The sequence below is a fragment of the Pseudomonas sp. GD03903 genome, from assembly GCF_029840045.1.
GTDB classification, from domain to species: Bacteria; Pseudomonadota; Gammaproteobacteria; order Pseudomonadales; family Pseudomonadaceae; genus Pseudomonas; species Pseudomonas pseudonitroreducens.
Window position 1 is genome coordinate 104,223 of record NZ_JAOCBT010000009.1, and the last position, 25,593, is coordinate 129,815.

General features: G+C 65.9%; 27 protein-coding genes. 20 read left to right on the forward strand and 7 right to left on the reverse strand.

All coding sequences use genetic code 11. The features are described 5' to 3' along the window. Positions 1 to 18: 18 nt before the first annotated feature. Positions 19 to 1,323, reverse strand: coding sequence for a hypothetical protein (locus N5C91_RS16225; RefSeq protein WP_279830501.1), 1,305 nt, complete (start codon positions 1,321 to 1,323; stop codon positions 19 to 21). 232 nt (positions 1,324 to 1,555) lie between these two features. On the opposite strand from N5C91_RS16225, the gene N5C91_RS16230 reads away from it, so the two are divergent. The 3 genes from N5C91_RS16230 to N5C91_RS16240 are packed head-to-tail and all read left to right on the forward strand — an operon-like array spanning position 1,556 to position 5,353. After that, positions 1,556 to 2,914 (forward strand): glutamine synthetase family protein, encoded by a 1,359-nt coding sequence (locus N5C91_RS16230; protein ID WP_054907104.1) that lies wholly within the window; start codon positions 1,556 to 1,558, stop codon positions 2,912 to 2,914. A 43-nt stretch (positions 2,915 to 2,957) separates the two neighbouring features. After that, positions 2,958 to 4,043, forward strand: coding sequence for a polyamine ABC transporter substrate-binding protein (locus N5C91_RS16235; RefSeq protein ID WP_279830505.1), 1,086 nt, complete (start codon positions 2,958 to 2,960; stop codon positions 4,041 to 4,043). Between the two features lie 14 nt (positions 4,044 to 4,057). Further along, complete coding sequence (locus tag N5C91_RS16240) at positions 4,058 to 5,353, forward strand: FAD-binding oxidoreductase (protein WP_279830507.1); 1,296 nt, start codon at positions 4,058 to 4,060, stop codon at positions 5,351 to 5,353. A gap of 121 nt (positions 5,354 to 5,474) precedes the next feature. On the opposite strand, the gene N5C91_RS16245 is transcribed toward N5C91_RS16240, so the two are convergent. Continuing rightward, positions 5,475 to 6,275: a helix-turn-helix domain-containing protein gene (locus N5C91_RS16245; RefSeq protein ID WP_236174136.1), complete on the reverse strand. Its 801-nt coding sequence runs from the start codon at positions 6,273 to 6,275 to the stop codon at positions 5,475 to 5,477. 270 nt (positions 6,276 to 6,545) lie between these two features. On the opposite strand from N5C91_RS16245, the gene N5C91_RS16250 reads away from it, so the two are divergent. After that, positions 6,546 to 6,956, forward strand: a complete 411-nt coding sequence (locus tag N5C91_RS16250; RefSeq protein ID WP_236201072.1) for an MAPEG family protein — start codon at positions 6,546 to 6,548, stop codon at positions 6,954 to 6,956. Between the two features lie 91 nt (positions 6,957 to 7,047). After that, positions 7,048 to 7,599, forward strand: coding sequence for a phospholipase D family protein (locus tag N5C91_RS16255; RefSeq protein WP_279830508.1), 552 nt, complete (start codon positions 7,048 to 7,050; stop codon positions 7,597 to 7,599). On the opposite strand, the gene N5C91_RS16260 is transcribed toward N5C91_RS16255, so the two are convergent. Continuing rightward, positions 7,583 to 8,626 carry an RNA methyltransferase gene (locus N5C91_RS16260; protein WP_279830509.1) on the reverse strand — a complete coding sequence of 348 codons (1,044 nt, stop codon included), beginning with the start codon at positions 8,624 to 8,626 and terminating at the stop codon, positions 7,583 to 7,585. The two genes, N5C91_RS16255 and N5C91_RS16260, sit on opposite strands and share 17 nt — an antisense overlap. A 205-nt stretch (positions 8,627 to 8,831) precedes the next feature. Here N5C91_RS16260 and N5C91_RS16265 point away from each other — a divergent pair, with 205 nt between their 5' ends. From N5C91_RS16265 to N5C91_RS16275, 3 genes are all read left to right on the forward strand, one after another. After that, positions 8,832 to 9,272: a hypothetical protein gene (locus N5C91_RS16265; RefSeq protein WP_024763830.1), complete on the forward strand. Its 441-nt coding sequence runs from the start codon at positions 8,832 to 8,834 to the stop codon at positions 9,270 to 9,272. 94 nt (positions 9,273 to 9,366) lie between these two features. Then, positions 9,367 to 10,509, forward strand: a complete 1,143-nt coding sequence (gene ampC, locus N5C91_RS16270) for a class C beta-lactamase (RefSeq protein ID WP_279830513.1) — start codon at positions 9,367 to 9,369, stop codon at positions 10,507 to 10,509. Positions 10,510 to 11,136: 627 nt separating this feature from the next. Continuing rightward, positions 11,137 to 12,222, forward strand: coding sequence for an MBL fold metallo-hydrolase (locus N5C91_RS16275; protein WP_279830515.1), 1,086 nt, complete (start codon positions 11,137 to 11,139; stop codon positions 12,220 to 12,222). 625 nt (positions 12,223 to 12,847) lie between these two features. On the opposite strand, the gene N5C91_RS16280 is transcribed toward N5C91_RS16275, so the two are convergent. Beyond that, the gene (locus N5C91_RS16280) at positions 12,848 to 13,552 is read right to left on the reverse strand and encodes an MgtC/SapB family protein (protein ID WP_236175140.1); all 705 of its coding nucleotides are present in this window, start codon (positions 13,550 to 13,552) and stop codon (positions 12,848 to 12,850) included. A 421-nt stretch (positions 13,553 to 13,973) separates the two neighbouring features. Between N5C91_RS16280 and N5C91_RS16285 the strand changes: the two genes are divergently transcribed. Together N5C91_RS16285 and N5C91_RS16290 are read left to right on the forward strand one after the other, a co-directional pair. Next, a complete protein-coding gene (locus tag N5C91_RS16285; protein WP_279830517.1) occupies positions 13,974 to 14,795 on the forward strand; it encodes an alpha/beta hydrolase in 822 nt (273 codons plus the stop codon). 172 nt (positions 14,796 to 14,967) lie between these two features. Further along, positions 14,968 to 15,594, forward strand: a complete 627-nt coding sequence (locus N5C91_RS16290; protein WP_279830518.1) for a cell wall hydrolase — start codon at positions 14,968 to 14,970, stop codon at positions 15,592 to 15,594. Between the two features lie 7 nt (positions 15,595 to 15,601). Here the strand turns inward: N5C91_RS16290 and N5C91_RS16295 are convergent, their stop codons facing one another. Continuing rightward, complete coding sequence (locus N5C91_RS16295; RefSeq protein WP_279830519.1) at positions 15,602 to 16,123, reverse strand: Rrf2 family transcriptional regulator; 522 nt, start codon at positions 16,121 to 16,123, stop codon at positions 15,602 to 15,604. A gap of 322 nt (positions 16,124 to 16,445) precedes the next feature. Between N5C91_RS16295 and N5C91_RS16300 the strand changes: the two genes are divergently transcribed. After that, on the forward strand, positions 16,446 to 17,648 hold the full coding sequence (locus N5C91_RS16300; protein ID WP_236201982.1) for an NAD(P)/FAD-dependent oxidoreductase: 1,203 nt from the start codon (positions 16,446 to 16,448) through the stop codon (positions 17,646 to 17,648). A 295-nt stretch (positions 17,649 to 17,943) separates the two neighbouring features. On the opposite strand, the gene N5C91_RS16305 is transcribed toward N5C91_RS16300, so the two are convergent. Beyond that, a complete protein-coding gene (locus N5C91_RS16305) occupies positions 17,944 to 18,552 on the reverse strand; it encodes a TetR/AcrR family transcriptional regulator (RefSeq protein ID WP_236175135.1) in 609 nt (202 codons plus the stop codon). A 103-nt stretch (positions 18,553 to 18,655) separates the two neighbouring features. Here N5C91_RS16305 and N5C91_RS16310 point away from each other — a divergent pair, with 103 nt between their 5' ends. The 5 genes from N5C91_RS16310 (at position 18,656) to N5C91_RS16330 (ending at position 22,675) form a co-directional block, all read left to right on the forward strand. Continuing rightward, positions 18,656 to 19,888: an oxygenase MpaB family protein gene (locus N5C91_RS16310; RefSeq protein ID WP_279830521.1), complete on the forward strand. Its 1,233-nt coding sequence runs from the start codon at positions 18,656 to 18,658 to the stop codon at positions 19,886 to 19,888. An 86-nt stretch (positions 19,889 to 19,974) separates the two neighbouring features. Continuing rightward, positions 19,975 to 20,997: a DNA topoisomerase IB gene (locus N5C91_RS16315; protein ID WP_279830522.1), complete on the forward strand. Its 1,023-nt coding sequence runs from the start codon at positions 19,975 to 19,977 to the stop codon at positions 20,995 to 20,997. 108 nt (positions 20,998 to 21,105) lie between these two features. Next, complete coding sequence (locus N5C91_RS16320; protein WP_279830523.1) at positions 21,106 to 21,804, forward strand: AzlC family ABC transporter permease; 699 nt, start codon at positions 21,106 to 21,108, stop codon at positions 21,802 to 21,804. Then, entirely contained in the window at positions 21,801 to 22,115 is a 315-nt protein-coding gene (locus N5C91_RS16325; RefSeq protein ID WP_236175131.1) for an AzlD domain-containing protein, read from the forward strand. Before N5C91_RS16320 ends, N5C91_RS16325 begins: the two co-directional genes overlap by 4 nt. A gap of 86 nt (positions 22,116 to 22,201) precedes the next feature. After that, entirely contained in the window at positions 22,202 to 22,675 is a 474-nt protein-coding gene (locus N5C91_RS16330) for a hypothetical protein (RefSeq protein ID WP_279830524.1), read from the forward strand. A 12-nt stretch (positions 22,676 to 22,687) separates the two neighbouring features. On the opposite strand, the gene N5C91_RS16335 is transcribed toward N5C91_RS16330, so the two are convergent. Further along, positions 22,688 to 23,338, reverse strand: coding sequence for a TetR/AcrR family transcriptional regulator (locus N5C91_RS16335; RefSeq protein ID WP_236201977.1), 651 nt, complete (start codon positions 23,336 to 23,338; stop codon positions 22,688 to 22,690). Between the two features lie 117 nt (positions 23,339 to 23,455). Between N5C91_RS16335 and N5C91_RS16340 the strand changes: the two genes are divergently transcribed. The 4 genes from N5C91_RS16340 to N5C91_RS16355 all read left to right on the forward strand — a co-directional run bounded on the left by N5C91_RS16340 (position 23,456) and on the right by N5C91_RS16355 (position 25,398). Then, positions 23,456 to 23,791 (forward strand): hypothetical protein, encoded by a 336-nt coding sequence (locus N5C91_RS16340; RefSeq protein WP_236201976.1) that lies wholly within the window; start codon positions 23,456 to 23,458, stop codon positions 23,789 to 23,791. A gap of 74 nt (positions 23,792 to 23,865) precedes the next feature. After that, the gene (locus tag N5C91_RS16345; RefSeq protein ID WP_279830527.1) at positions 23,866 to 24,531 is read left to right on the forward strand and encodes a M24 family metallopeptidase; all 666 of its coding nucleotides are present in this window, start codon (positions 23,866 to 23,868) and stop codon (positions 24,529 to 24,531) included. Positions 24,532 to 24,546: 15 nt separating this feature from the next. Further along, entirely contained in the window at positions 24,547 to 24,888 is a 342-nt protein-coding gene (locus N5C91_RS16350) for a gamma-glutamylcyclotransferase family protein (protein ID WP_236175126.1), read from the forward strand. 81 nt (positions 24,889 to 24,969) lie between these two features. Beyond that, positions 24,970 to 25,398, forward strand: a complete 429-nt coding sequence (locus N5C91_RS16355) for a TOBE domain-containing protein (RefSeq protein ID WP_236175125.1) — start codon at positions 24,970 to 24,972, stop codon at positions 25,396 to 25,398. Positions 25,399 to 25,593 lie beyond the last annotated feature (195 nt).

The window sequence follows — 25,593 nt, forward strand, 5'->3', positions numbered from 1 at the left end:
GAGACTTCTCTTCACCGATCAGCGCGAGAACTCCAGTGACGCGATTTCATTCTTCTGATGCGTCGAGCCCGAGGTCGACTCCAGATCAAGAGCGACTCCCAGGTCCTCGATGAAGGCACGAGTCGTCCGATAGTTACCCTGGATGCACTCCAACCGGATTGCATCGCCAGCGAGAGATGCGAAGACGTCTCGGGCGGGAAAACGCTGGCCAATCTTGCAACTGAGCTCCGACTCGCTAGGTTCATCGCCCGGCTTTGCCGGAAACTCTTCCATGACCAGGTTCGCCTTCAGCGTCCGGCCCAGGATCCAGCCCAGGGGCAGACTGTATTCCAGGGACTGAGTCAACAGCACGCGGCCGTCACCGACGCCGTTCATCTTCGACTTCAACTGGATCAGGTTGGCCTGAGTGAGGCGATCGACCCAGAACTTGTCGCTGTAGATCTCGGTCTTGCGCAGCAGCCCGTCCTTCGCCTCGAAGCGGACGGTGACCGGAGTCATGCGTTCGCCGTTGTCCTTCTGCGACTGGAATGTATAGGTCAGGGACTTGAAGCGCGGTTGCAGCAACGACGTTTCCAGACTCTTGAGTACCGTCTGCGGTACAGCCACGTTGTCGAACGGGGTGAGCGCTGTCGGCCGGGGATACTCGGCAGGAGGAATGTCGGGACGCAGCTCTGCCAGCAGCTCACCGTCGATGGCACCTTGCAGAGAGCAACTGACGCGCGTCTGCGCACCTCGCGGGCCTTCCGGCTCGAGCAGAAGCACCCGCTCCAGGCGGTTAGTCCCCGGAGCGCTACCGGACTGTGTCCGGACGGCCAGCCAGCGGTCGCCGGCCTTTACTTCACTACGTACGTAGGCCGGGCCGTCCTGTTGCAGACGCTCGCGGTCGGCGATCAGGGGCGAAAGCTGCTGGGCAACCTTGTCGGGGCTGGCGTCGACCATGAAGCCCCAGTACAGGTAGCGTCCCAGGGTCCCCAGGTCCGAGCTTTCGTCGAAATAGGACAGCAGCTTCAGGCCAGCGAGGGTCGGTGAATTCTTCAGATTCACAGAGTTCGCGGTACCGCTCGCGCGGTTGCCGACAGCGATCCATGCAGCGCTGGCCGAATGACCAAGCGGCGCAAGGGATTTCCAGGCATCGGCATTTGCCTGAAGACTGGAGAAGAACTGGGCGTCACAGCGGGAGAACGCCGCGAAGGTATCTTCCAGCGACCTGTCGTCGGCATCGGCAAACGAAGGCAGTAGCGCGAAAGCGCAAATAGCGGCACACAACGGTCGTCTCATCGAGCAGAATTTCCCTATCAGCTGGCGGGTGAGGTGGTCGCGCATTATCTGCTACCGCGCCCGTCGTTTGTAGCCATTCTTTCCACCAAAGGCGCGAGCCAGAGCGCTACAGCACTATCTGCACAATTCAGATTGCCAGTACAGCATTCCTCCTCCCACTCACGCAGCCTTGCGCAAAGTGGATAGAACGCCGGCCCCGCTCCAGCCGACACTAGCCCCGCCTGGCAGCCTGACGCTGCGCGCGCATCCATTACAAAAAATCAAATCCGAGGCTTGTATGACCACCCCCGCCGAGCAACTGGAGCAACGGCTGAAGCAACAGAAAATCACCGAAGTCGAATGCGTGGTGAGCGATCTCACCGGCATCGCCCGCGGCAAGATTTCCCCCACCAACAAGTTCCTCGGCGAGGGGGGCATGCGTCTCCCCGAAAGTGTTCTACTGCAGACGGTCACCGGCGATTTCGTCGATGACGACGTCTATTACGACCTGCTCGACGAAGCGGACATCGACATGGTCTGCCGTCCCGACCCGGACGCTATCTTCCTCGTGCCGTGGGCGCTGGAACCGACCGCGATGGTCATCCACGACACCTTCGACAAGGTCGGCAACCCCATCGAGCTGTCCCCGCGCAACGTCTTGAAGCGCGTGCTCAAGCTCTACGCCGACAAGGGCTGGAGCCCGGTGGTGGCGCCGGAGATGGAGTTCTACCTGACCAAGCGCAGCAGCGACCCGGACTTTCCCCTGGAAGCTCCCGTGGGCCGCTCGGGCCGCCCGGAAAGCGGCCGCCAGAGCTTCTCCATCGACGCCGCCAACGAATTCGACCCGCTGTTCGAGGACGTCTACGACTGGTGCGAACTGCAGGGCCTGGACCTCGATACGCTGATCCACGAGGACGGCCCGGCACAGATGGAAATCAACTTCCGTCACGGCGACGCGCTGAGCCTGGCCGACCAGATCATCGTGTTCAAGCGCACCATGCGCGAAGCCGCGCTCAAGCATGACGTCAGCGCCACCTTCATGGCCAAGCCGATCACCGACGAGCCCGGCAGCGCCATGCACATCCACCAGAGCGTGCTGGACATCGCCACCGGCAAGAACATCTTCGCCGCCGAAGACGGCTCCATGAGCCAGCTGTTCCTGCACTACATCGGCGGCCTGCAGAAGTACATCCCGAAAGTACTGCCGATGTTCGCGCCCAACGTGAACTCCTTCCGCCGCTTCCTGCCGGATACTTCCGCGCCAGTGAACGTCGAATGGGGCGAGGAAAACCGCACCGTGGGCCTGCGCGTCCCCGCGGCCCCGCCGATCGCCATGCGCGTGGAAAACCGCCTGCCGGGCGCCGACGCCAACCCCTACCTGGCGCTGGCCGCCAGCCTGCTCTGCGGCTACCTGGGCATGATCGAACAGGTCAACCCCAGCGCTGCTGTCCAGGGCCGCGCGTACGAGCGCCGCAACCTGCGCCTGCCGATCACCATCGAGGACGCGCTGCAGCAGATGGAAGACTGCGCCGTACTGAAGGAATTCCTCGGCGAGAAATTCGTGCAGGGCTACGTGGCGGTGAAGCGCACCGAGCACGAGAACTTCAAGCGGGTGATCAGCTCCTGGGAGCGCGAGTTCCTCCTGCTGAGCGTCTGAGCAACCCCACTACTCCATTCACAACAACAATTCGGGAGTCGTCATGAGACTGCTGCGCACCCTTGCGCCCTTCGCCCTGGCTAGCTTTGCCATGGGCGCCCACGCTGAACCGACGGTCAGCATCTACAACTGGACCGACTACATCGCCCCGGACACCCTCGCCGGCTTCCAGAAGACCACCGGGATCAAACCGGTGTACGACGTCTTCGATTCCAACGAGACCCTCGAAGGCAAGCTGCTGGCGGGCCGTTCCGGCTACGACGTGGTGGTGCCGTCCAACCACTTCCTGACCCGCCAGGTGCAGGCCGGCGTGTTCCTCGAACTGGACCGCAGCAAGCTGCCGAACTGGAAGCACCTGGACCCGGTACTACTCAAGCTGCTGGAACAGAACGACCCGGGCAACAAGCATTCGGTGCCCTACCTGTGGGGCACCAACGGCATCGGCTACAACGTCGCCAAGGTCAAGCAGGTGCTGGGCGTCGACAAGATCGACTCCTGGTCGGTGCTGTTCGAGCCGGAGAACATCAAGAAGCTCCAGGCGTGCGGCGTGGCCTTCATGGACTCGCCCGACGAGATGATCCCCTCGGTGCTCAACTACCTGGGGCTGGACCCCAACAGCACCAACCCGGCGGACTACCCCAAGGCCGAGGCAAAGCTGGTGGCGGTACGCCCGTACGTCACCTACTTCCACTCGTCCAAGTACATCTCGGACTTGGCCAACGGCAACATCTGCGTGGCCTTCGGCTACTCCGGCGACGTGTTCCAGGCCGCCGCCCGCGCCAAGGAAGCGAAGAACGGCATCGAGATCGCCTACAGCATTCCCAAGGAAGGCGCGAACCTGTGGTTCGACCTGATGGCGATCCCCTCGGATGCCGGCCATCCGGAACAGGCCCTGGCGTTCATCAACTACATCCTCGATCCGAAGGTGATCGCCGGCATCAGCGAGTACGTCGGCTACCCCAGCGCCAACGCTGACGCCAAGACCCTGCTGCCCGAGGAAATGCAGAACAACCCCGAGGTCTACCCGAGCCAGGCCGTGCTCGACAAGCTGTACATCGCCAAGGCGCCGCCGCCCAAGATCATGCGCCTGATGACCCGCAGCTGGAGCAAGATCAAGTTCAACCAATGAAACGAGAAAGCCCCATGAAGTACACCGAGGAGCACGCCGCGTCCTACTACGCCGCGACCGCCCGCGACCGGCAGCAGTATCCCTCCCTCAACGGAGAGATACGCGCGGACGTCTGCGTGATCGGCGGCGGCTTCACCGGCGTCAACACAGCCCTGGAGCTGGCCCGCCGCGGCCACTCCGTGGTGCTGCTGGAAGCCCGGCGCATCGGCTGGGGCGCCAGCGGGCGCAACGGCGGGCAGCTGATCCGTGGCATCGGCCACGACGTCAGCGGCTTCGCCAAGCACGTCGGCGAGGATGGCGTTCGTTACCTCGAGCAGGCGGGTGTGGATTCGGTGGCCCTGGTCGCCGAACGCATCCAGGAGCTTGGCATCGAGTGCGACCTGCGCTGGGGCTTCTGCGAGCTGGCCAATACCCCGGCGCAATACGCCGCCATGGTCCGCGAGCAGGAGTCGCTGAGCACTTCGGACTACCCGCACGAAACCCGGCTGGTGCCGCCCGAGCGCATGCGCGAAGTGGTCGCCAGCGACTGCTATGCCGGTGGACACATCGACATGGGCTCGGGCCACCTGCACCCGCTCGACCTGGTGAAGGGCGAGGCCCGCGCGGCCAAGGCCTTCGGCGCGCAGATCTTCGAGCAGAGCCCGGTGCTGCGCATCGAGCATGGCACCACGGCCGTCGTGCACTGCGCCCAGGGCCGCGTGCTGGCGAACACCCTGGTGCTCGGCTGCAACGCGCACCTGGATGAGCTCGAGCCGAAGTTGACCGGCAAGGTGCTGCCCGCCGGCAGCTATGTGGTGGCCACCGAGCCGCTGTCCGAGGAACTGGCGACGCAACTGATCCCGCAGAACATGGCGCTGTGCGACCAGAAGGTGGGGCTCGACTACTACCGTCTGACGGCCGATCGTCGCCTGCTGTTCGGCGGCGCCTGCCACTACTCCGGGCGCGACCCGGCGGACATCGGCGCCTACATGCGGCCGAAGGTGCTCAAGGTGTTCCCGCAGTTGCAACAGGTGAAGCTCGACTACCAGTGGGGCGGCATGATCGGCATTACCGCCAATCGCTTCCCCCAGGTCGGACGGCTCAAAAGCCATCCGAATGTGTACTTCGCCCAGGGCTATTCCGGCCACGGGCTGAACGTCACGCACTGGGCGGCCAAGCTGCTGGCGGAAGCCATCCACCAGGGTGAGAGCAAGGGCCTGGACCTGTTCAGCGCCGTGCCGCACCTGACCTTCCCCGGCGGCAAGCTGCTGCGCTCGCCGCTGCTGGCGCTGGGCATGGCGTGGTATCGGGTACGCGAGCTGATCGGCTGATCGCGAAGCGGTTTTAGGATGGGTGGAGCGCAGCGATACCCATGCTGCGGCGATCGCGATTGATGGGTATCGCTTCGCTCCACGCCATCCTACGGTCCAACGCCAGGCCTGTGCCTATGCCTCAGGCCCGACCACCCAGCCTGGCAGTGGTCTTCGGATACTCGCCGAACAGCGCGAAGTACGACTGGGAAAACCGTCCCAGGTGCCAGAACGACCACTTCATCGCCACCTCGGCCACGGTCACGCCGGACTCGGCGGCGGCCAGCAGGTCGCGGCGCGCGGCGTTCAGGCGGCGGTTGCGCAGCCAGACGATGGGCGGGATGCCGGCGTAATGCAGGAACGACTGCTGCAGCGTGCGCGGTGAAACGCCCGCCTTGGCGGCAAGGTCGGCCATGCCGAACTGCTCGTCGGGACAGTCGTTCACCACTTCCTTGACCCGCTGCACCACGCGCTTGGCCTGGACGATGGAGCGCGCGCGGCGCTCGCCATCCAGGGGCGCCTCGCACAGCAGCGAAAAGCAGTTGGCGACGATACTCTGCGCCACACCCGGCGCATCCATCGGGTCGTCACCGGTCGAAGCACCGGTCAGCAGGTTGCTCAGCGAAGTCGCCACCGACTGGCAGTGGCCAGAGCGCAGCGGCGTCAGCACCAGGTCGGCGAAGGCGTCGGCCGGCTGGCCCCAGTTCGCCGATTCCTTGATCACCACCGCCACCTCGCGGTAGTTCTCCGGCGTGACCCAAGCGTTGCGGGTTTCCCCGTCGAGAAGGTAGAGGGCGTTGTCGGACATGTCGAAACTGAACACCAGCGCACCGGGCGGGGCATGGAATTCCTGCTCCACGCGCAGGTTCATCTGCTCCTCGTAGAGCTCGAGCCCATCGACCTCGGCATGCAGGATGCGCCCGGAGAATCGGCCGGCGGACATCTGCGTGTACTGCTGCTCCCAACCAGGAATGGCAATTCGCTGCTGATCTACTTCTTGTGCTTCGACAACCCGGATCGCCATACCCAGCCCTGCTGGTTTTTTCAGATGCGGAAGGCTACCAACCGCAGCAAGCCCCGTGCAAGTCAAACGCAGCGGCCATCGGCCCTGGAGCCGTGTCGCTGGTCGCCTCGGCGCAGGCTTGGACACCACCCGCCTGCACCGCCTATAGTCAGCAGCCATCCCGGCGTCCGCAGTGAAGGATCACCCGCCATGCACCCGCTCATCCTGCCCATGGCCGCCCAGGTGGCGTGGGCCGCCTTCCTCTATGTGCTGCTGACCGTCGCCCGCGCACCGAAGATCTGGGGCGTCGGCCAGCGGGCGGACGGAAGCAATCCCTGGGCCGGCATCGAGCCGCGCATCAGCGCCAACCTGTCCAACCAGTTCGAATGGCCGCTGTTCTTCTACGTCGCCTGCCTGCTGCTGATCCAGCACCCGCTGAACCTCGCCGCGGCAACCTGGCTCGCCTGGCTGTTCATCGCCGGCCGCGTGGCGCACAGCGCGGTACAGATACTCACGAGCAACGTGCGCCTGCGCGGGCTGGTCTTCACCATCAACTTCCTCGCCGTGCTCGGACTGTGGCTGGTCGCCGTCCGCGCGCTTGCCGCAGCGCCCGGCGTCTGACGGTGCAGGGAACATCACGGTGCGCTCAGGCACTCGACAGCCACCACGACTAGGATTGCCTGACGCCCCAGCATTCGGTCGAACCAGAACCATGCCGACATTCCGCCTCCTGTTGCTGCTCCTCGCCATTCCCGCGCTGTCCCAGGCCGCCCCTCAGGTCGAGGTGGGGTTTTCCCCAGAGGGCTCGGCGCGAGCGCTGGTCCTGCAGACCATCGGCAGCGCGAAGCACAGCATCCACATGCTCGCCTACGCCTTCCAGGCGCCGGACATCGCCCAGGCGCTGGTCGATGCCAGCAGGCGCGGCGTGCGCGTGCAGGTGGTGGTCGACAAGCAGCGCAACCTTGGCGCTGTCAGCCGGGCGGCCATGGACCTGGTAACCCGCCAGGGCGTCGAATTGCGCACCAACGACCGCTATCACCTGCACCACGACAAGACTTTCATCGTCGATGAGCACACCGTGGAAACCGGCTCGTTCAACTTTGCCGTGTCGGCTGAGACCGTCAACTCGGAAAATGTGCTGGTGCTGCGCAATGCCCCGGAAGTGGCGCGCCAGTACCTGGCGCACTGGCAGTCCCGCTGGGACCAGGGTGAAGCCTATCCGGCTCGCGAGCGGCAGGAGGACAGCGCTAGTCGGCGGGAATGATTCGCCGGCGGGTCGTGGCGATCAGCCCGGTCGCCCGCGCCCGCAACTGGCCGCAGCCGCCCTCGACGTCCTGCCCGGCGCTGTTGCGCACCTTGGTCAGTACGCCACGGCTGTGCAGGTAGCGGACCATCTCGAGGATACGCTCGCCATCTGGGCGCTGGTACTGATCGCCTTCCAGCGCATTGAAGGGGATCAGGTTGAGCACGCCGAACTTGCCCTTGAGCAGCCGCAGGATGCCGTCGAGTTCTTCCTGGCTGTCGTTGATGCCCCTGAGCAGCGTCCACTGGTACTGGATCGGGTAGTCCGTGGCGCGCGCGTAGGCCTCGCCCTGCTCCACCAACTCCTCAGGCGTCAGCTTCGGCGCGCGCGGCAACAGATGTTCGCGCAGCTCGGCGTTACTGGTATGCAGCGACAGCGCCAGCGCCGGCTTGATTCGCTGCTGCGGCAGGCGCTCGAAGACGCGTGGATCGCCGACGGTGGAGAACACCAGGTTCTTGTGACCGATGCCGCCGTCAGTAGCGAGACGGTCGATGGCCTCGAGCACGTTGTCGAGGTTGTGCGCGGGCTCGCCCATGCCCATGAACACCACCTTCTTCACCGGCCGCACGCGCCGCGCGAGTACCAGTTGGGCGACGATCTCGGTGGTGGAAAGCTGGCGCAGCAGGCCGCTCTTGCCGGTCATGCAGAAGCGGCAGCCCACGGCGCAACCGACCTGGGTGGACACACAGACACCGCCGCGCGGCAACAACACGCTCTCCACCATCTGCCCATCGGCCAGGCGGACCAGCAGGCGCTCGGAGTTGTCACCAGCCGGATGGCGCGACTGGACGGTCGCCAGGGCATCCAGCTCAGCGGCGATCTGCGCCACGCCGTTGCGCACGCTCAGCGGCAGGAAGTCCTCGCTGGCCTGGCGCTTGGTGCCGGCATCCAGCGCCCTGCCCTGCAGCCAGGCGCGCAACATCCGGGCGCGGTGCAGGGGCAGTGCGCCGAGGTCGGCAAGGCGTTGGTCGAGGTCGGAGATTCGCATGGGGCGCGCATCCTACCACCCGGCGCCGGCGCGGCGTAGCGCTGCCGGTCGATGGCGCTGGAACACCCGTCGTAGACGCGTCGCTGCGTCAACCGCGCACATCCACCTTTGAGATTCGTCTGATTCAGCCCCCCTCACCGCGCCCCTACAGTGCCGCCGCCCCCAATCCAATGCAAAAAGGGGCATTTGCATACAAGGAGTAAGCATGAAGAAGTTCCTGAGCGCCGCTGCACTCGTCTCGGTCGCCGCCCTCGCCACCGGCTGCACCAGCTACAACGTCAGCCAGCCGATCGCCCCTATCGCCGGCGCCGTCAAGACCGACCTGAAGGCAGACGTTGCCGTCGGTGGCCCGATCAGCGGCCAGTCCCAGGTCAACATCCTGTTCGGCTTCATCAAGTTCGGCGGCGACAGCCAGTACGCCGACGGCGTGACCTACGGCGCCGAAAGCGGTTCGGGCATGAGCCTGGCGGCCTTCGATCCGGTGTCCTCGGTCAAGGCCGCTGCCGCGTACAAGGCCGTGAAGAGCTCGGGTTCCGACCTGATCGTCGCGCCGCGCTACGAAGTGAACGTGCAGGATTACTTCATCTTCAAGAAGGTCGACGTCAAGGTCACCGGCAACAAGGGCAGCATCAACAACATCCGTTGACGTTCGCCGGGCGGGGTGCAATGCCCCGCCTCCGGCTGGAGCGAACGCGACGACGGTGCTAGGGTCAGCCTTTTGCACTGCCCTGGAAGTCGTCATGCACCGGAACGCACCGCTCGCCCTTGCCCTGCTCCCGTTTCTCGTCACCACCTTCGCCCAGGCGGCCCCGCCGGACTTCGACGCAAAGGTGAACAAGCTCGCCCAGCAGGTCATGCGCGAACAGAACATCGCCGGCCTCGCCATCGGCGTCACCAACCACGGCGAGCAGCGTTTCTACAACTTCGGCGTGGCCTCGAAGCAGAGCAGGCAGCCGGTGAGCAGCGACACGCTGTTTGAGATCGGCTCGGTGAGCAAGACCTTCACCGCCACCCTCGCCGGCTTCGCCCAGGCCAGCGGCAAGCTTAAGCTGCAGGACAGCCCGACGCGTTACCTGAAGGAGCTACGCGGCAGTGCGCTGGACAAGGTGACGCTGCTCCAGCTCGCCACCCACGTCAGCGGCGGCTTCCCGCTGCAGCTGCCCGACGAGGTGAAGACGCCCGCCCAGCTCACCGACTATTACAAGACCTGGCAGCCGCAGTACCCGGCCGATACCCAGCGCACCTACGCCAACCCCAGTGTCGGCCTGCTCGGCATCGCCACCGCCCGCGCCCTCGACGTGCCGTTCAAGACCGCCATGCAACGCAACGTCTTCGCCCCGCTGGGCCTGAGCAATACCCACATCGACGTGCCGGTAACGCGCCAGGCCATCTACGCCCAGGGCTACGACAAGGATGATGCGCCCGTGCGGGTGAACCCCGACCAGATCGCCGACGAGGCCTACGGGGTGAAATCCAGCAGCCGCGACCTGCTGCGCTTCGTGCAGATTCAACTGGGCGAGGTGAAGCTCGGCGACAAGCTGCGGGCCGCGGTGGATGCCACGCGAACCGGCTACTACCAGGTTGGCCCGATGACCCAGGACCTGATCTGGGAACAGTACGTCTACCCGCCCAAGCTCGCCGAGCTGCAGCAATACAACGGTCCGTCGATGGTGCTGGAGAGCCAGCCGGTGAAGGCTCTGCGCAAGCCGCTACCACCGCAGCAGGACGTCTGGGTGAACAAGACTGGCGCCACCGGCGGCTTCGGCGCCTACGTCGCCTTCGTCCCGGCGAAGCAGCGCGGCATCGTTATCCTCGCCAACCGCAACTACCCCAACGAGGTGCGGGTGAAGCTGGCCTGGGAGATTCTCTCGAAGCTCGATTGATGCGCTTGCTGTAGGAACCAACCTTGTCCGCGATGCCTCCCGGCAGCTCCGGCACCAAGCGGTTCGCGAGCAAGCTCGCTCCTGCAGGTCAGCCCCAACGCCTGCGTTCGCGTGGAAGCGGGCTCCGTCCGCGATGTCTCCCCGGCGGCTCCGGCGTCAAGGGGTTCGCGAGCGAGCTCGCTCCTACAACAGGTCAGCCCCAACGCCTGCGTTCGCGTGGAAGCGGGCTCCGTCCGCGATGTTTCCCCCAGCAGCCCCGGCGCCGAGGGGTTCGCGAGCGAGCTCGCTCCTGCAGGTCAGCCCCAACGCTTGCGTTCGCGTGGAAGCGGGCTCCGTCCGCGATGTTTCCCCCAGCAGCCCCGGCGTCAAGGGGTTCGCGAGCGAGCTCGCTCCTGCAGGTCAGCCCCAACGCTTGCGTTCGCGTGGAAGCGGGCTCCGTCCGCGATGTTTCCCCCGGCGGCTCCGGCGTCAAGGGGTTCGCGAGCTCGCTCCTGCAGGGCATCCCCCGAGGCGCGCGGCTTGTATCGATGCCGGTGATGTTCTGAATCAAAATGCCGGTAATGATCCCTGGCGGCCGAGCCTGTAGCGTGGTGTCCTGACAGACTCCGCCACCAGAGGATCAGTGCCTTGCCCCGCCTCCCACTGCAACGCGCGCCCATCGGCGACTACGACCACTCCGCGCAATCGCGCGGAGGCCGCTTCCACAACCTCACCCCGCGCCCGGCCGACATGCCCGAGCCCAGCGCGAGAGTGCTCTGGGATGTGCTCTTCAACAAGCCGAAGAACACCGTGCCGCGCGCGCCGGTGCCCGTGCGCGCGCTGACGCCGGACGAGCTGGACGCAGCGCCTGACCGCAGCCTGTATCGCCTCGGCCACTCCACCCTGCTGCTCAAGCTGCGCGGCGGCTGGTGGCTGACCGACCCGGTGTTTTCCGAACGCGCCTCGCCCTTCAGCTTCGCCGGGCCCAAGCGTTTTCACGCACCGCCGATCGCCCTGCGCGACCTGCCGCCGATTCGTGGCGTGATCCTGTCCCACGATCATTACGACCACCTCGACCGCGCCACCATCGCTGTGCTCGCCGAACGCACGCAGGTCTTCCTCACTCCGCTGGGCGTCGGTGACCGCCTGCTCGACTGGGGCGTGCCGGCGGAAAAGATCCGCCAACTGGACTGGTGGCAGAGCACCACGGTGGACGGCCTGTGCCTGACCGCCACCCCGGCGCAGCATTTCTCCGGCCGTGGTGTACGCGACGGCAATCGCACCCTGTGGTGCTCCTGGGTGATCGAGGACGACAGCCTGCGCATCTTCTTCAGCGGCGACACCGGCTACTTCGACGGCTTCGCCGAAATCGGCCGGCGCTTCGGCCACTTCGACCTGACGCTGATGGAAACCGGCGCCTACAACGAACACTGGCCGTACGTGCACATGCACCCGCAACAGACCGTACAGGCACACCAGGACCTCAACGGCCGCTGGCTGCTACCGATCCACAACGGCACCTTCGACCTGGCCATGCACGCCTGGTACGAACCCTTCGAACGGGTACTGGAAATCGCCGGCGAGCGTGGGCTCAGCGTCACCACGCCGATGATGGGCGAGCGCATCGCTATCGAAGCGCCACATAGCGCTGAACGCTGGTGGCGCGGCGTGGTGGCCGAGGAAGCCCGCGCACCGGCACCGCGCTGCGGTTGCCGTGCCGCCCGCGAGAGTTGAGCCCCGGCCTTTGCAGGATGGCTGGGAGCGAAGCGATACCCATCAATGCGTTGCACCAGCAGCATGGGTATCGCTCCGCTCCACCCATCCTACGATCGACGTTCCGGTACCGCGTGGCGCGGCTCCTGTAGGAGCGAGCCCTCTCCTACGCACGGGAGAAAGCCTGCATTTGTAGGAGCGAGCTTGCTCGCGAACCGCCTTGGCAGCGGAGTTCAGCCAGAGTTGCACCAACAGCATGGGTATCGCTCCGCTCCACCCATCCTACGATCGACATTCCGGTACCGCGTAGCGCGGCTCCTGTAGGAGCGCGCCCTCTCCTAGGCACGGGATAAAGCCTGCATTTGTAGGAGCGAGCTTGCTCGCGAACCGCCTTGGCAACGGAATTCAGCCAGAGTTGCACTAGCAGCATGGGTATCGCTCCGCTCCACCCATCCTACGATCGACGTTCCGGTACCGCGTGGCGCGGCTCCTGTAGGAGCGAGCCCTCTCCTACGCACGGGATAAAGCCTGCATTTGTAGGAGCGAGCTTGCTCGCGAACCGCCTTGGTAGCGGAGTTCAGCCTGTTCGCGAAAAAGGACTAGGCGTCCCCCCCGGCCCTACGAAAAGCCATGGGTGCTCGCATACTCAATCGCTGGCCAGCTCGAACAGCTGCCAGCGCACCGAGCTGACGCCCTTCTCCAGGCTGATGCGGCTGACCATCCGTTCCAGCTGGCTGGCGGCGCCGTGGCCGCCGAGCAGCTCGGCGCGCACTTCCAGTTTCGCCGGGTTGGGCTGATCCTCGCTGTGCAGCGACTGCAGGCGCAGTTCGCTGCTGTCCAGGCTATGCAGCATCAGGCTGCGTACCTGTATCTCGTCTTCGGCGCGGCAGATGATGGCGACGCCATAGCGCTGCTCCGCCTCGCTGGCCGGCAGCACGTCCTGATGGTTCAGGCGCTGGGCGATGTCGCGCAGCAGGATGTTGGCGCAGAGCACCACCACGCTGCCCAGCGTGGCCTCCAGCAGCAACCCCATGCTGCACAGCACGCCGATGGCAGCAGTGCACCACAGCGTGGCAGCGGTGTTCAGGCCACGCACGTTCAGGCCATCGCGCATGATCACTCCACCGCCGAGAAAGCCGATGCCGGACACCACATAAGCGGCGATGCGCGGGGCGTCCGCCGAGAGCCCCGGCATGGCCTGGGTCATCAGCACGAACAGGCACGCGCCGGTGCTCACCAGCGCATTGGTGCGCAGACCGGTGAGGCGCTGGCGCAGCTGGCGTTCGGCGCCGATCAGGGCGCCCAGGATGAGTGCCGCGGCGACCCGCAGCAGGAAGATTTTCCAATCCATGCTCCACCTCGTTTGCGGCGCGAAGCCGCTCCATGCGCCGGGCGATGCCGGCGCGCATTCGGGTGGTGGATTGCGCGGGTGCGAAGGGCCGGTTGGCCCCGCAGGGGAATGGTGAGACGTCATCCCGCGACGGGATGCGTCTCGCCACTGTCCGCAACGCAGCGAGACAGTGGCAGGGTTCTGCCGGACGGCTCGCTGTTCAGACCTGTCGCAATCGACCAGGGCAAGTGTCCAAGGCAGGACTCCTCTGTTGATTCAAAAAAAGCGACCGGGCCCGGTGTGAGCACTGCCCGGGACAGCCCCGGCCGCGAGTCATCATCATCGCCGAGCAGCCTTAAGGTTTCCTTAGTGCCCCGCCAATGCTTGGCATTGACCGGACCCGAGCCCTACCATGCGCCCCTGCCCCGATCAGGAACACTGCATGTCGTCCACCACCGTCACCCGCGAGCACTGGATCAGCAGCGAGAAAGGCCAGCTCTTCGCCCAGGACTGGACACCCGCCGAGAACACCGGCGAGCCGATCCTGCTGCTGCATGATTCGCTGGGCTGTGTGACCCTGTGGCGCGACTTCCCGCAACAGCTCGCGCGCGCGACCGGCCGCCAGGTGATCGCCTACGACCGCCTCGGCTTCGGCCGTTCCGATCAGTATCCTGGCGCCCTGCCCCTGGACTTCATCGACGAGGAGGCGCGCACGGTCTTCCCTCTGCTGCAGCAGCACTTCGGCTTCGAGCGCTGCGTAGTGTTCGGCCACAGCGTCGGCGGCGCCATGGCCGTGGCCTGCGTGGCACAGCATCCGCAGGCCTGCGCGGCGCTGATCAGCGAGTCGGCCCAGGCCTTCGTCGAGCACCGTACCCGCGACGGCATCCGCGCCGCAGAACAGGAGTTCGCCCGCGAGGGGCAGTTGCAGCGCCTGCAGAAGTACCACGGCGACAAGGCCTTCTGGGTGCTGCGCGCCTGGGTCGACACCTGGCTCTCCGATGACTTCAGCGACTGGAACCTGGACGCCGAACTGGCGCAGGTGAAGTGCCCGATCCTCAGTTTGCACGGTGAGCAGGACGAGTACGGCTCAGCCGCGCATCCGCAGCGTTTCACCTCGATTCCTGGAGTACCGACGATGCTCAGGCTGCTGGCCGATTGCGGCCATGTTCCGCACCGCGAACAGCAACCTGCGGTGCTCCAGGCGGTGGCCGAGTTCTTCCAGCGCTATCTGCCCCAGGCCCCGTCACCCGCGGGATGCAGGTAATACCGTCCGGCTGAAATATTGAATCCGGGCTCGTGCAGGACAGTCACAACGACCAGGCGCCGTCGCTTCGCTTTCTTTTCCCAGGGAGCAGCCTCAAGGGCGCCGTCGCGCGGGTACCGGAAGGGCCCTGCGCAACGGCCGGACTGGTTTTGTCGCGCAGGTAGATTCGATCATGTGCCGCCTTCATTTGCTTCCGCTGTTATTGCTCGCGCTCTGGGCACCCTCTTCCATCGCCGCCGAACTGGGCACATCCACCGATGAGAAAGCCCAGGCCGCCGTGTCCAAGGGCGAAGTCCTGGAACAACAGGTCGCCCACCCCGCTACCGCGGTAACCACCGCAGCCCCCATCACCAAGGCCGAAGTGAAAGCCGTCGACCCCGCCGGCAAGGCGCCGCTGGACGACGCCGTGGTCTGCCTGTCGCGGACCATCTACTGGGAAGCCAAGGGTGGCGGCCGCGCCGATATGGAGGCGGTGGCCAACGTGGTGCTCAACCGTATCGGCCACAGCGGCTTCCCCGACACCGTGTGCGGTGTGGTCAAGCAGGGCCAGGAGCAGAAGCATTGCCAGTTTTCCTGGTGGTGCGACGGGCGCCCCGACCAGGTGGAAGAGAAGAACCGTTACGACATCGCCAAGGAAATCGCCCGCAAGGCGCTGAACAAGCAGCTCAGCGACCGCACTCGCGGCGCCATGTACTTCCATGACCGCCACGTATCGCCGAGCTGGGCCAAGGAGTACATCCGCACCGCCGAGACCGATGAATTCGTTTTCTACAAGCCGCGCGGCGGTGAAGCACGCTGAGACGACGCTAGTTGGCGGCGCTGGTGCCGTCGCGCTGGGCGTCCATCCAGCGCAGCAGCGCTTCGCCGAACTCCGGCGGGGCCTTGCGCCCGACGCGGCGCGCGAGGTCGAGCACGGTGTGCTGGGCCAGGGCTTCTTCCATGCGCTTCTGTGCGGTGAGCATGACCGCGTGGATCGAGCAGGTGCCGCAGGTCGCCCACTCTGGCGGCGAACCCTCGAACACCGCGCAGCGACCACGGATATCGCGGCACTCGAAGATCTGCTTGTCGCCGTCGATGGCCTTGACGATATCCAGCACGGTGATTTCGTCCGCCGGCCGCGCCAGGCGGAAACCGCCGCGCACGCCTTCGGTAGCCGCCACCAGGCCGGCCTTGGCCAGCTTGGTGAAGACCTTGGCGAGCAGCTCCTGGGGCACCCCCTGCAACTCCGCCAGCGCGCGTACGCTGGAGTCACGGCTGTCGCCCTTTTCGTCCGTCAGGAAGAGCAGGCAGTGAATGCCGTACTCCACCCCTGCGCTGTATAAAGCCATCACAAACTCCGACTAGATCAGTCGCATTATTCTCATGCCACACCGGGCGTCCGGCAAGCACTTAAGCATGCATTCGGACGAGCTGTCACCCGCCAGGCGCGGCCCCTAGGGTTTCCCAATGTTCTGCACATAAACAGAAGCAGCACCGTTTGTCCGCCTCAACTGTGACGAACGGTCGGAGTTTCAAGCAGAAATCGGTTGCACCACTCAACTACGACCAATATAGTCGTAGTTATCCGAGGCGAGCCGGGAAGCGAACCGCTCCGATATCAGGCACTCGGGAACCCTGCAACCTGGATTCATCCTTTTCGTCGGAGACACCATGAAACAACGCATCCTGATCGTCGGTACCGGTTTCGCGGGTATGTGGAGCGCCCTGAGCGCCACGCGTCTGCTCGACCTGCACCAGCGCGGCGACGTCGAAGTCGCGGTGCTCGCGCCCCAGGCCGAACTGCGCATCCGCCCGCGCTTCTACGAGCCGAACGTGCACCAGATGGCGGCACCGCTGGGCGAACTGTTCGGCGCCGTGGGCGTGACCTTCATCCAGGGCAGCGTCGAGCAGATCGACGTCGACGGCCGCCAGCTGGATTACCGCAATGCCGGTGGCGACATCGCTACCCTGGGCTTTGACCGCCTGATCCTCGCCAGCGGCAGCAAGGTCGCCCGTCCTGCCCTGCCGGGTATCGAGCACGCCTTTGACGTGGACGACATCGACCAGGCCGTACGTCTGGAGCAGCACATCCGCTCGCTGCACCAGCTGCCGGAATCCGCAGCGCGCAATACCGTGATCGTCGCAGGCGGCGGCTTCACCGGCATCGAGACCGCCGCTGAAATGCCGGCGCGCCTGCGTGAAGTGCTGGGCGCAGACGCCAAGGTGCGGGTCATCGTGGTCGACCGCGGCAGCGAGATCGGTGGCGCCCTGGGCGTCACTTCTCAGTCCGTGGTGGCCGAAGCCTCGACCGAACTGGGCCTGGAATGGCGCCTGAAGGCCTCGGTGGAATCCATCGACGAGAACGGCGTGACCCTCTCCAGCGGCGAGCGCATCGAGGCGAAGACGGTGATCTGGACTGCCGGCGTGCGCGCCAGCTCGCTGACCGAACAGGTTGCCGGCGAGCGCGACCGCCAGGGCCGCCTGCACGTCGACCGCAATCTCCAGGTGATCGGCCAGGACGCCGTGTTCGCCACCGGCGACGTCGCCTACGCCGCCGTAGACGATGCCGGCAACTACGCGCTGATGACCTGCCAGCACGCCATCGCCCTCGGCCGCTCGGCCGGCAACAACGCCGCCGCCGACCTGCTGGGTGTGGCACCCATTCCCTACAGCCAGCCCAAGTACGTGACCTGCCTGGATCTGGGCGCCTGGGGCGCGCTGTTCACCGAAGGCTGGGATCGCCAGGTGCGCTTCCAGCGCGAGGAAGGCAAGAAGATCAAGACCGAAATCAACACCGTGTGGATCTACCCGCCGGCCGCCGACCGCGCCACCGCGCTGGCCGCCGCCGACCCGATGATCCCGGTCGTGGCCTGATGTGTTGAACAAGGCCCCGGTTGGCGCAAGCCTTCCGGGGCTTTTTTACGCACGGCCCCTGCCCGTCACTCCTTGCGCTTGCTGTGCCTATCCATCAGGGAAAGGGTCAGGTCGTGCCGGCTGCTACCACGACCTCCGCCCGCACCGAACGACCCCTATCCCCCTGGGAGAGGGGCAGATCGCGCCGGCTGATACCAAGGCCTCCGCCTCCACCGAACGGCGCCCTCTCCCCTGGGAGAGGGCTGGGGTGAGGGGGTTGCGCTGGCACAGGCTCGCCGGGAGAAGCCAGTGGTCCCTACGGATGCCGCACGGTGCGCGGCAGGCAAAGGGCTTCGACCATTCGCGCCAGCGTCTCGATCACTTCCTCGCGCCCGAGCAGCGGCTGCCCCTCGCTCAGGTAGCGCGCGCTGGTGTACTGCACGGAATTGATCGCCACGAAGAGCACCGCCGGCAGGTTGTCGATGCGGTAGTCGTCGAAGTGGCGCATCAGGTATTGCCGGCATACCTCCATCATCTGCTGCTCCAGGGCGCGGAACACCGGCGCGGAGTTGAGCCGGTGCCAGTGCCGCAGCAGCTCGCGCTGCGCCGCATCGCCTTCCACCTGCTGGAAGATCCCCTCCAGCACCGCACGGGTCACACTGCCGATGTCCGCGCCCAGTAACGGCGCCACGCGCTCGTGCACCACTTTCATCAGGGTGCCGGCACGCTGCATCAGCAATGCCTCAACGAGCATCTCCTTGTTGGCGAAGTACTGGTAAAGCGAGCCGACGCTGACCCCGGCGCGCCGCGCAACGTGGTTGGTGGTCAGGCCGTCGAGGCCGTGCTCGCCGATTTCCAGCGCCGCTGCCTCGACCAGCACCGCCACCATCTCGCTGGCGCGCTGCTGCTTGGGTTGTTTCCTCATGCCTCTCTCCTGGTGCGAGCCGGACGCGAGTTGAATGCGAGCAAATACTCGCAATAGCGTAATTCGAGCAATCCGCCCGGCAACCAAACCAAGGTATGAATCGATGAGCGCAACCATCCTGCCCACTCGCCACGGCGCCGACCTGCAGCGCGCCCGGCGCACTGCCGCGCCGGTCAGGCGCTTCCTCAAGGGCCCGAGCGAGCCGGATGCCGCGACCTGGCAGGCCATCGGCGAGTCCCTCACGGTGGGCGATGGGCCCATGGATGCGCTGGTCGAATGGATGGACGAAGCCGGCCTCGGCAGCACCATGCGCCTGTACGAACAGGCGTTGCAGCAAGGTATTGGCGCCCTTCCCGAGGCGCCCCGGGCGCTGCGGGATTTCTTTGCCCAGGTCGATGCGCTGCCCGCCTGGGTCGATCCCCAGCGCCTGGAGGAAGGAGCCCGTGCCTGCGGCCTGTCCGGGCTGACCGGCATGCGCGTGCTGCGCGATCTCGGCCTCCTGGCGGGCTACCAGGCGTCCGCGATCAATCGCACCCTGGTGCTGACCGGCGCACTGGAGAAAGGCCCGCAGCGACGTATTGCCGAAACCACCAAGTGGTGGATCGACTGCACTCGTCCCGGCGGCATGGCGCGCGGCGCAGCGGGTTATCGCAGCACCCTGCACGTGCGCCTGGTGCATGCCCTGGTGCGCCGGCAGGTATCCCGGCGCGCGGAGTGGGACTCCGGCCATTACGGCCTGCCGGTGAACCAGGGCGACATGCAGGCGACCTACCTGGCCTTCTCGGCGATCTTCCTGATCGGCCAGCGCATGCTCGGCATCGCCCTGAGCCGGCGCGAGCGCGAAGCCATCGTCCACCTCTGGCGCTATATCGCCTGGCTGATGGGTGTCGAGGAGCGCTGGTTATGCGCCAGCGAAAACGACGCGATCCGCGCCCTTTACCACAACCTGCTGTCCCAGGCGCCGCCCGATGACAGCAGCCGCATCCTCGGCTCGGCGCTGGTGGACGAGCCGCTGCAACGTCACTACGCCAACTTCACCTGGCTGCGCGGGCGCCTGAACCGCGCCATCCACCTGAGTATCGCCGCCACCTTCATCGACGCCCACGGCCGCCGGGCGCTGGGCCTGCCCAGTGGCAGCCTGCCCTGGTACCCGCTGCTGAGCGCGCCGCCACGCCTGCTCTTCCACGGCCTGCTGCGCGCGCTGCCCGGCGGCCGGGCGTGGCTCGTGCGCCGGGGCCTGCAAAGCCAGGAAGACTACCTGCGCACCCTGTTTGGCGACGCCGATCCGCGCCTGGTCTCGCCGGCCCAGCTGGCCACCGAAGACTCTCGCCCCTGAGGCGCAGGCGGCGTCGCGGATGAAAAAAACGGCACTCTCAGGGCCCTTGTGCGATCCATTGACGGGAGAGCCTGCGAGGAGCCGTCATGAGCACACCGCCGGAGTTGCTGGAGCTACCGCCTGACCTGCACTACGTCGACGACAGCCTGCCGGGGATAAGCCGGCGCCGCCTGCGCGGGCGCTTCGCCTACTTCGATCCGGGCGGCGAGCGCATCCGCGTGGAAGCGGAGATCGAACGCATCGACCGCCTGGCGATTCCGCCGGCGTACATCGATGTGTGGATCTGCATCGACCCGCTGGGCCACCTGCAGGCCACCGGGCGCGACGGGCGTGGGCGCAAGCAGTACCGCTACCACCCGCGCTGGACCGAGGTGCGCGATGGCGCCAAGTACGAGCGCCTGCTGCGCTTCGGGCAGAGCCTGCCGAACCTGCGCCGGCGCATCGAGCGGGACCTGGCATTGCCGGGGCTGGGCGCCGAGAAGGTCATGGCGACCGTGGTCGAACTGCTCGACCGCACGCTGATCCGCATCGGCAACCAGCGCTACCGCAAGGAGAACCGCTCCTTCGGCCTCACCACCCTGAACAACCGTCACGTCGAGGTCCAGGGCGGGCGAATCCGCTTCGCCTTTCGCGGCAAGAGCGGCATCCGCCACAGCGTGGACATCGAGCATCCGCGCCTGGCGCGAATCCTCCGGCGCTGCCTGGAGCTGCCGGGCCAGCAACTCTTCCAGTACCTGGACGCTGATTGCCAACGCCACATGATCGACTCCCGCGACATCAATGCCTACCTGCGCCAGCACGCCGGCGAAGAGTTCACCGCCAAGGACTACCGTACCTGGGCCGGCACCACCCTGGCCCTGGAACACTGCCGCAAGGCCCGCTGGGTGGATGAGAAGAGCGCCAGCCGCCAGCTCAAGGAGATCATCCAGCAGGTAGCCGACGAACTGGGCAATACCCCGGCGATCTGCCGCAAGTGCTACGTGCATCCGCGGGTGATCGAGGCCTTCCTTGCCGGCGAACTGGCCGGCCTGCGCAAGGCGCGCAAGCGCCAGAACCTCAGCGCCGAGGAAGCCACCCTGCTGGCGTTCCTGGCAAATCCGCCGGCATGAGATGCCCAGCAGGGCCACCCGCGACGACAACGACAGCAAGATTGTTCAAGCCAGGCGGTGCCGTTCTCTGCCACGCTGACGGCACTTATCGGTCTGCAAGAAATGTTCATGTCCCAACACCAGTTGCCTTCACGCGCCTTCCTCAGGGGCGCCATCGACATCATGCCGCTGTCACTCGCGGTCCTGCCCTGGGGCCTGCTCGCCGGTTCCCTGGCGATCGACGCCGGCCTCTCGCCGCTGCACGGCCAGGGCCTGTCCGCGATTGTCTTCGCCGGCGCCGCGCAACTGGTGGCCATCGGCATGCTCAAGGGCGGCGCCGGGTTCTTCTCGATCATGATTACCACCCTGCTGCTGACCTCGCAGCACCTGCTCTACGGGATGACCATGCGCCCGGTGATTGCTCCGCTGCCGGGACGCTGGCGCGCGGGGCTGGGTTTCCTGCTCACCGACGAGTTGTTCGCCCTCACCAGCGGCCACGACCGCGAGACCTTCAATCGCTGGTATGCCCTGGGCGTGGGCCTGACGTTCTATATCGCCTGGAACCTCTTCACCCTCGCCGGCGTGCTGGTGGGCACCAGCATTCCGGGTCTTGAGCACCTGGGCCTGGACTTCTCCATCGCCGCGACCTTCATCGCCCTGATCACCCCCGTGGTGAAGAACGTGCCCACCGTGGTCTGCGTCGCCGTCTCGCTGTTCTGCTCGGTGCTCTTCAGCTATTGGCAACTGGGCTCGGCCCTGGTGCTCTCCGGCCTGGCGGGCATGTTCGCCGGCTTCCTCTGGCAGAAACTCTCGGGAGTACGCGCATGATGGTCTGGGCAGTGATCCTGGGCATGGGCCTGATCGTCTTCTTCAACCGCTACGTATTCCTCGAACCACGCCTGCCGATCCGCCTGAGCAGCAACGTGCGGCAATTCCTCGGCTTCGCCGTACCGGGAATGCTCACTGCGATCTGCGGGCCCATCGTGTTCCTTCCCGAGCACCAGCTGAACCTGCGCCTGGACAATCCCTACCTGCTCGGCGGCGTGGTGGCCGTGGCGCTGGTGCTGTGGACGCGCAACGTGCTGCTCAGCGTGATCCTCAGCATGGGCGCCTTCTACCTGCTGCGCTGGTGGCTGTAGCGCAGCGTTTCCTTCAAATGAATGATGAGTGCCGACGGTGACGGAGCTAGGCTGAGTGGGGGCCACGCTTACCGGAGCAACTCGACATGACCGTCGTCAATGGTAAAGATCTGCGCGCCGTCCAGCCCGGCGAAGCCTTCGCCGAGGCGCAAGTCCTCTATGGCGAGGGCTTCAGCCTGCAACCCAGGGACGTGAAGGTGTTCAAACCGACCGGTGCACCGGTGATCTTCTATGACGTGTTCAAGGACGGCGAGCAGGATCGCTCAGGCATCGCCAGCCTCGTGCTGGAACCCGATGCCAGCCGGGTCCGCGACGTTGGCCACGCCTGCGCCAACCTGGCCGAGAGCTGCCAGGACCCCGACCTGCTGGCACGTGTTGGCGAGCTGCTCATCGCCCATGGTTACGAACAGGGCCTGCCCAGTGTGCGCATCGTGGTGCCGGCCGCCGACGCCAGGTCCGTTGCCGCCTGCGAAGCACAGAGCAACGCTTGCCAACGGCAGCAGGACACGTACGGTGGCCAGGCGTTCGCCTGCTTCGACTACCCGGCCGACGGCGACTGAGCGCGCCGTGAATCAGCCGGTCGGCGTCGCGGATAACCGGTAGTACGCCAGCACCAGTTGCACCAGCGCCTCCTCGATGCTCTCGCGCCGCCCCGGAGCCAGGGCGCCGGGGTCTTCCAGCAGCGCGCGCAGCACGCCACCCACGGCATGGGCGAGAACGAAGACCTCGGCCTCGTCGAGCTTGCGCAACTGCTGGTGATGGTCGACCAGGCCGTGGGTCACCAGGTGGCTCATGACACTGCCACGCAAGGCTGGCAGCGGGCTGCCGCCGCCGCGCGTCATCAGGTAGTGCATCAGCGCCTTGTGCGCGCCGGTGCGTCCGCCGTAGGCGCTGACAGCCGCGTGGATCACCGCGCGGATACGTTCGCCCGGGGTCTCCGGCGGGCGCCCGGTGAGCGCGCCCATGATGCCGGCGGCCAACGCTGCCAGTTCGCGGCGGGCCAGTTCGTCGAGGATGCGTTCCTTGTTGGGGAAGTACTGGTAGAGCGAGCCGACGCTGACCCCGGCCAGTTCCGCCACATGGTTGGTGGTGAAACCCTCCAGGCCGTGGCGCTCGAGGATGCGCCGCGACGCCTCCAATATGAGCTCGACCTTCTCCAGCGCCCGCGCCTGCCGCGGCAGACGACGGCTATCTGGCTGATTTTCCGCTGTTTTTCGGTTCACCTGGGGCCACCGGGAAAGCGAGTACAGCAAGCGTCGCGTCCTACCTATCATGGCAGCCACATCGAGACCGGCAAGTCGAGCGGATGAACCGCAGCGGCCGGCGCAGGAGACCCCTCCATGAGCCACAAGAGCCACACCGCGCAACTGGACGACGACATCTGCGTGCACATCTTCGCCGCGTCCGGCGCCATGGTCGGCGTGTGCCTGACAGTAGTGGGCATCCTGCGCATCATCGTCGGCCAGCACCGCGTCGACCTGATCGGCCAGGACATGCTCGCGGTGAACACGGTGATCTACCTGGCGACCACCCTTACCGCCTATTTCGGCCTGCGCACCCGCAAGCTGCAGCGCAACCACCGCCTGGAACGCATCGCCGACAGCCTGTTCCTGATCGGACTGAGCATCACCACCCTGACCACAGCATTCATCGCCTGCGCCATGTCCTGTTGCTGAAACGGCGATTGAATTCCGGCATCGCTATGTAGAAATATATACGCCGATTAGCCTGACGTTCAGAGGAAAGGGACATGAACACCGCCGTGTATGCCAAGGAAGCCGTCGGCGCGAATTACGCGCTGGAATCGATGCAGTACGCCCAGGCCCGCACCTGGGAAGCCGTGGACGCCATCGCCGCTGCGATCCGCCCCGGCATGACCGAGCTGGAAGCCGTCGCCATCGGCAAGCAGGTGCTCGCCGACCTGGGCATGGAGCGTATCTGGCATCCGCTGCTGATCCGTTTCGGCGCCAACACCCTGAAGACCTTCAAGCAGCGCTCCGAGGGCAACCCGGTGCTCGGTACGGACGACATCTTCTTCATCGACATGGGTGTGGTCTGGCGCGGCCATGAGGGCGATGCCGGCGCCACCTTCGTCACCGGCAACGATCCGCAGATGGTGGCCTGCGCAGCGGCAGCCAAGTCGCTGTTCGAGCGCGTCGCGGCACACTGGCGCGAGACCGGCTGCAGCGGCGTCGAGCTCTATGACTTCGCCCACCAGCAGGCCGAGGCCATGGGCTGGAAACTCAACCTGGACATCAAGGGCCACCGCGTCAGCGACTTCCCCCACGCCATCTACCGCGCCGGCGATCTGGGCGACTACGCCGAACACCCCAATCGCGGTCTGTGGATCCTGGAGATCCAGCTCGCCCACCCGAGCAAAGCCTATGGCGCCTTCTACGAAGACCTGCTGGCCTGACACGGAGCACAAGCGATGAGCGATAGCGTACTGCTGTTCTCCTACGGCACCCTGCAGGACAAGGCCGTGCAACTGGCCAGCTTCGGCCGCGAACTTCGCGGGCATGCCGACGCCCTGGTGGGCTTTCGCCAGGAATGGCTGGAAATCACCGACCCCGCCGTGCTGGCCACCAGCGGCAAGACCCATCATCCGATCGTGCAGTACAGCGGCGTGGACACGGACCGGGTGCCCGGCACGGTGTTCGAGATCACCCCGCAGGAGCTGCTGGCGGCCGATACCTACGAGGTGTCCGACTACCAGCGGATCAATGCGCAGCTGCAGTCGGGGTTGCAGGCATGGGTCTACGTGAAGGCCTGAAACACTCGTTGTGGTGGTAATTCCATAGCGTTTCTTGACATTGTGGTCAGGATTTTTCTGAATCCAACATGGAGAGAAACGATGAAAGTCAGTGCACGCAATGTCTTCCAGGGCAAGGTTCGCGAAGTCCGCGCCGGTGCGGTCAACAGCGAAGTCGTGCTTGAACTGGCCGGCGGCGAAACCCTGGTGGCAGTGGTCACCGTGGAAAGCGTCAACAGCCTGAAGCTGGCTGCTGGCGCCGCAGCCGTCGCCCTGGTCAAGGCGCCCTGGGTCGTGCTGATGACCGAGGCCAGCGACATCCGCCTGTCGGCGCGCAACTGCCTGCCGGGCAAGGTCGTCAGCGTCACTGACGGCGCGGTCAACGCCGAAGTGGTGATCGAGCTGGCCGGCGGCACCCAGGTCTACTCCATCGTCACCCGCGATGCCGTCGAGGAGCTCGGCCTGGTGCCCGGCGCCGCCGCCACGGCGGTGATCAAGGCCTCCCACGTCATCCTCGGCGTACCGGCCTGACCCTCTGCAAGGGAGCGCCACCCGGCGCTCCCTTGCGCGCGCACGATGCTTGACCGGCCCGCGCGTTGCGCCTCCTCCCGCCAGACACCCCGCTGCGAAACAGAAAGTCATCAAAAGCGGTTTGGCGCGACGCCGAATCAGCCGTTAGGCTCGCCGGAAAGCAGCCGGAAACACCCGTCACAGGCCACCACAAAA

What these genes read in the sequence shown, in the direction of transcription:
- N5C91_RS16315 (WP_279830522.1), top strand. Translation starts at nt 19,975, where the DNA reads ATGAGCACACCGCCGGAGTTGCTGGAGCTACCGCCTGACCTGCACTAC.
- N5C91_RS16290 (WP_279830518.1), top strand. Translation starts at nt 14,968, where the DNA reads ATGTGCCGCCTTCATTTGCTTCCGCTGTTATTGCTCGCGCTCTGGGCA.
- N5C91_RS16305 (WP_236175135.1), bottom strand. Translation starts at nt 18,552, where the DNA reads ATGAGGAAACAACCCAAGCAGCAGCGCGCCAGCGAGATGGTGGCGGTG.
- N5C91_RS16265 (WP_024763830.1), top strand. Translation starts at nt 8,832, where the DNA reads ATGAAGAAGTTCCTGAGCGCCGCTGCACTCGTCTCGGTCGCCGCCCTC.
- N5C91_RS16225 (WP_279830501.1), bottom strand. Translation starts at nt 1,323, where the DNA reads ATGCGCGACCACCTCACCCGCCAGCTGATAGGGAAATTCTGCTCGATG.
- N5C91_RS16230 (WP_054907104.1), top strand. Translation starts at nt 1,556, where the DNA reads ATGACCACCCCCGCCGAGCAACTGGAGCAACGGCTGAAGCAACAGAAA.
- ampC (WP_279830513.1), top strand. Translation starts at nt 9,367, where the DNA reads ATGCACCGGAACGCACCGCTCGCCCTTGCCCTGCTCCCGTTTCTCGTC.
- N5C91_RS16350 (WP_236175126.1), top strand. Translation starts at nt 24,547, where the DNA reads ATGAGCGATAGCGTACTGCTGTTCTCCTACGGCACCCTGCAGGACAAG.
- N5C91_RS16345 (WP_279830527.1), top strand. Translation starts at nt 23,866, where the DNA reads ATGAACACCGCCGTGTATGCCAAGGAAGCCGTCGGCGCGAATTACGCG.
- N5C91_RS16355 (WP_236175125.1), top strand. Translation starts at nt 24,970, where the DNA reads ATGAAAGTCAGTGCACGCAATGTCTTCCAGGGCAAGGTTCGCGAAGTC.
- N5C91_RS16235 (WP_279830505.1), top strand. Translation starts at nt 2,958, where the DNA reads ATGAGACTGCTGCGCACCCTTGCGCCCTTCGCCCTGGCTAGCTTTGCC.
- N5C91_RS16310 (WP_279830521.1), top strand. Translation starts at nt 18,656, where the DNA reads ATGAGCGCAACCATCCTGCCCACTCGCCACGGCGCCGACCTGCAGCGC.
- N5C91_RS16340 (WP_236201976.1), top strand. Translation starts at nt 23,456, where the DNA reads ATGAGCCACAAGAGCCACACCGCGCAACTGGACGACGACATCTGCGTG.
- N5C91_RS16240 (WP_279830507.1), top strand. Translation starts at nt 4,058, where the DNA reads ATGAAGTACACCGAGGAGCACGCCGCGTCCTACTACGCCGCGACCGCC.
- N5C91_RS16330 (WP_279830524.1), top strand. Translation starts at nt 22,202, where the DNA reads ATGACCGTCGTCAATGGTAAAGATCTGCGCGCCGTCCAGCCCGGCGAA.
- N5C91_RS16255 (WP_279830508.1), top strand. Translation starts at nt 7,048, where the DNA reads ATGCCGACATTCCGCCTCCTGTTGCTGCTCCTCGCCATTCCCGCGCTG.
- N5C91_RS16300 (WP_236201982.1), top strand. Translation starts at nt 16,446, where the DNA reads ATGAAACAACGCATCCTGATCGTCGGTACCGGTTTCGCGGGTATGTGG.
- N5C91_RS16295 (WP_279830519.1), bottom strand. Translation starts at nt 16,123, where the DNA reads ATGGCTTTATACAGCGCAGGGGTGGAGTACGGCATTCACTGCCTGCTC.
- N5C91_RS16320 (WP_279830523.1), top strand. Translation starts at nt 21,106, where the DNA reads ATGTCCCAACACCAGTTGCCTTCACGCGCCTTCCTCAGGGGCGCCATC.
- N5C91_RS16325 (WP_236175131.1), top strand. Translation starts at nt 21,801, where the DNA reads ATGATGGTCTGGGCAGTGATCCTGGGCATGGGCCTGATCGTCTTCTTC.
- N5C91_RS16250 (WP_236201072.1), top strand. Translation starts at nt 6,546, where the DNA reads ATGCACCCGCTCATCCTGCCCATGGCCGCCCAGGTGGCGTGGGCCGCC.
- N5C91_RS16245 (WP_236174136.1), bottom strand. Translation starts at nt 6,275, where the DNA reads ATGTCCGCCGGCCGATTCTCCGGGCGCATCCTGCATGCCGAGGTCGAT.
- N5C91_RS16260 (WP_279830509.1), bottom strand. Translation starts at nt 8,626, where the DNA reads ATGCGAATCTCCGACCTCGACCAACGCCTTGCCGACCTCGGCGCACTG.
- N5C91_RS16285 (WP_279830517.1), top strand. Translation starts at nt 13,974, where the DNA reads ATGTCGTCCACCACCGTCACCCGCGAGCACTGGATCAGCAGCGAGAAA.
- N5C91_RS16280 (WP_236175140.1), bottom strand. Translation starts at nt 13,552, where the DNA reads ATGGATTGGAAAATCTTCCTGCTGCGGGTCGCCGCGGCACTCATCCTG.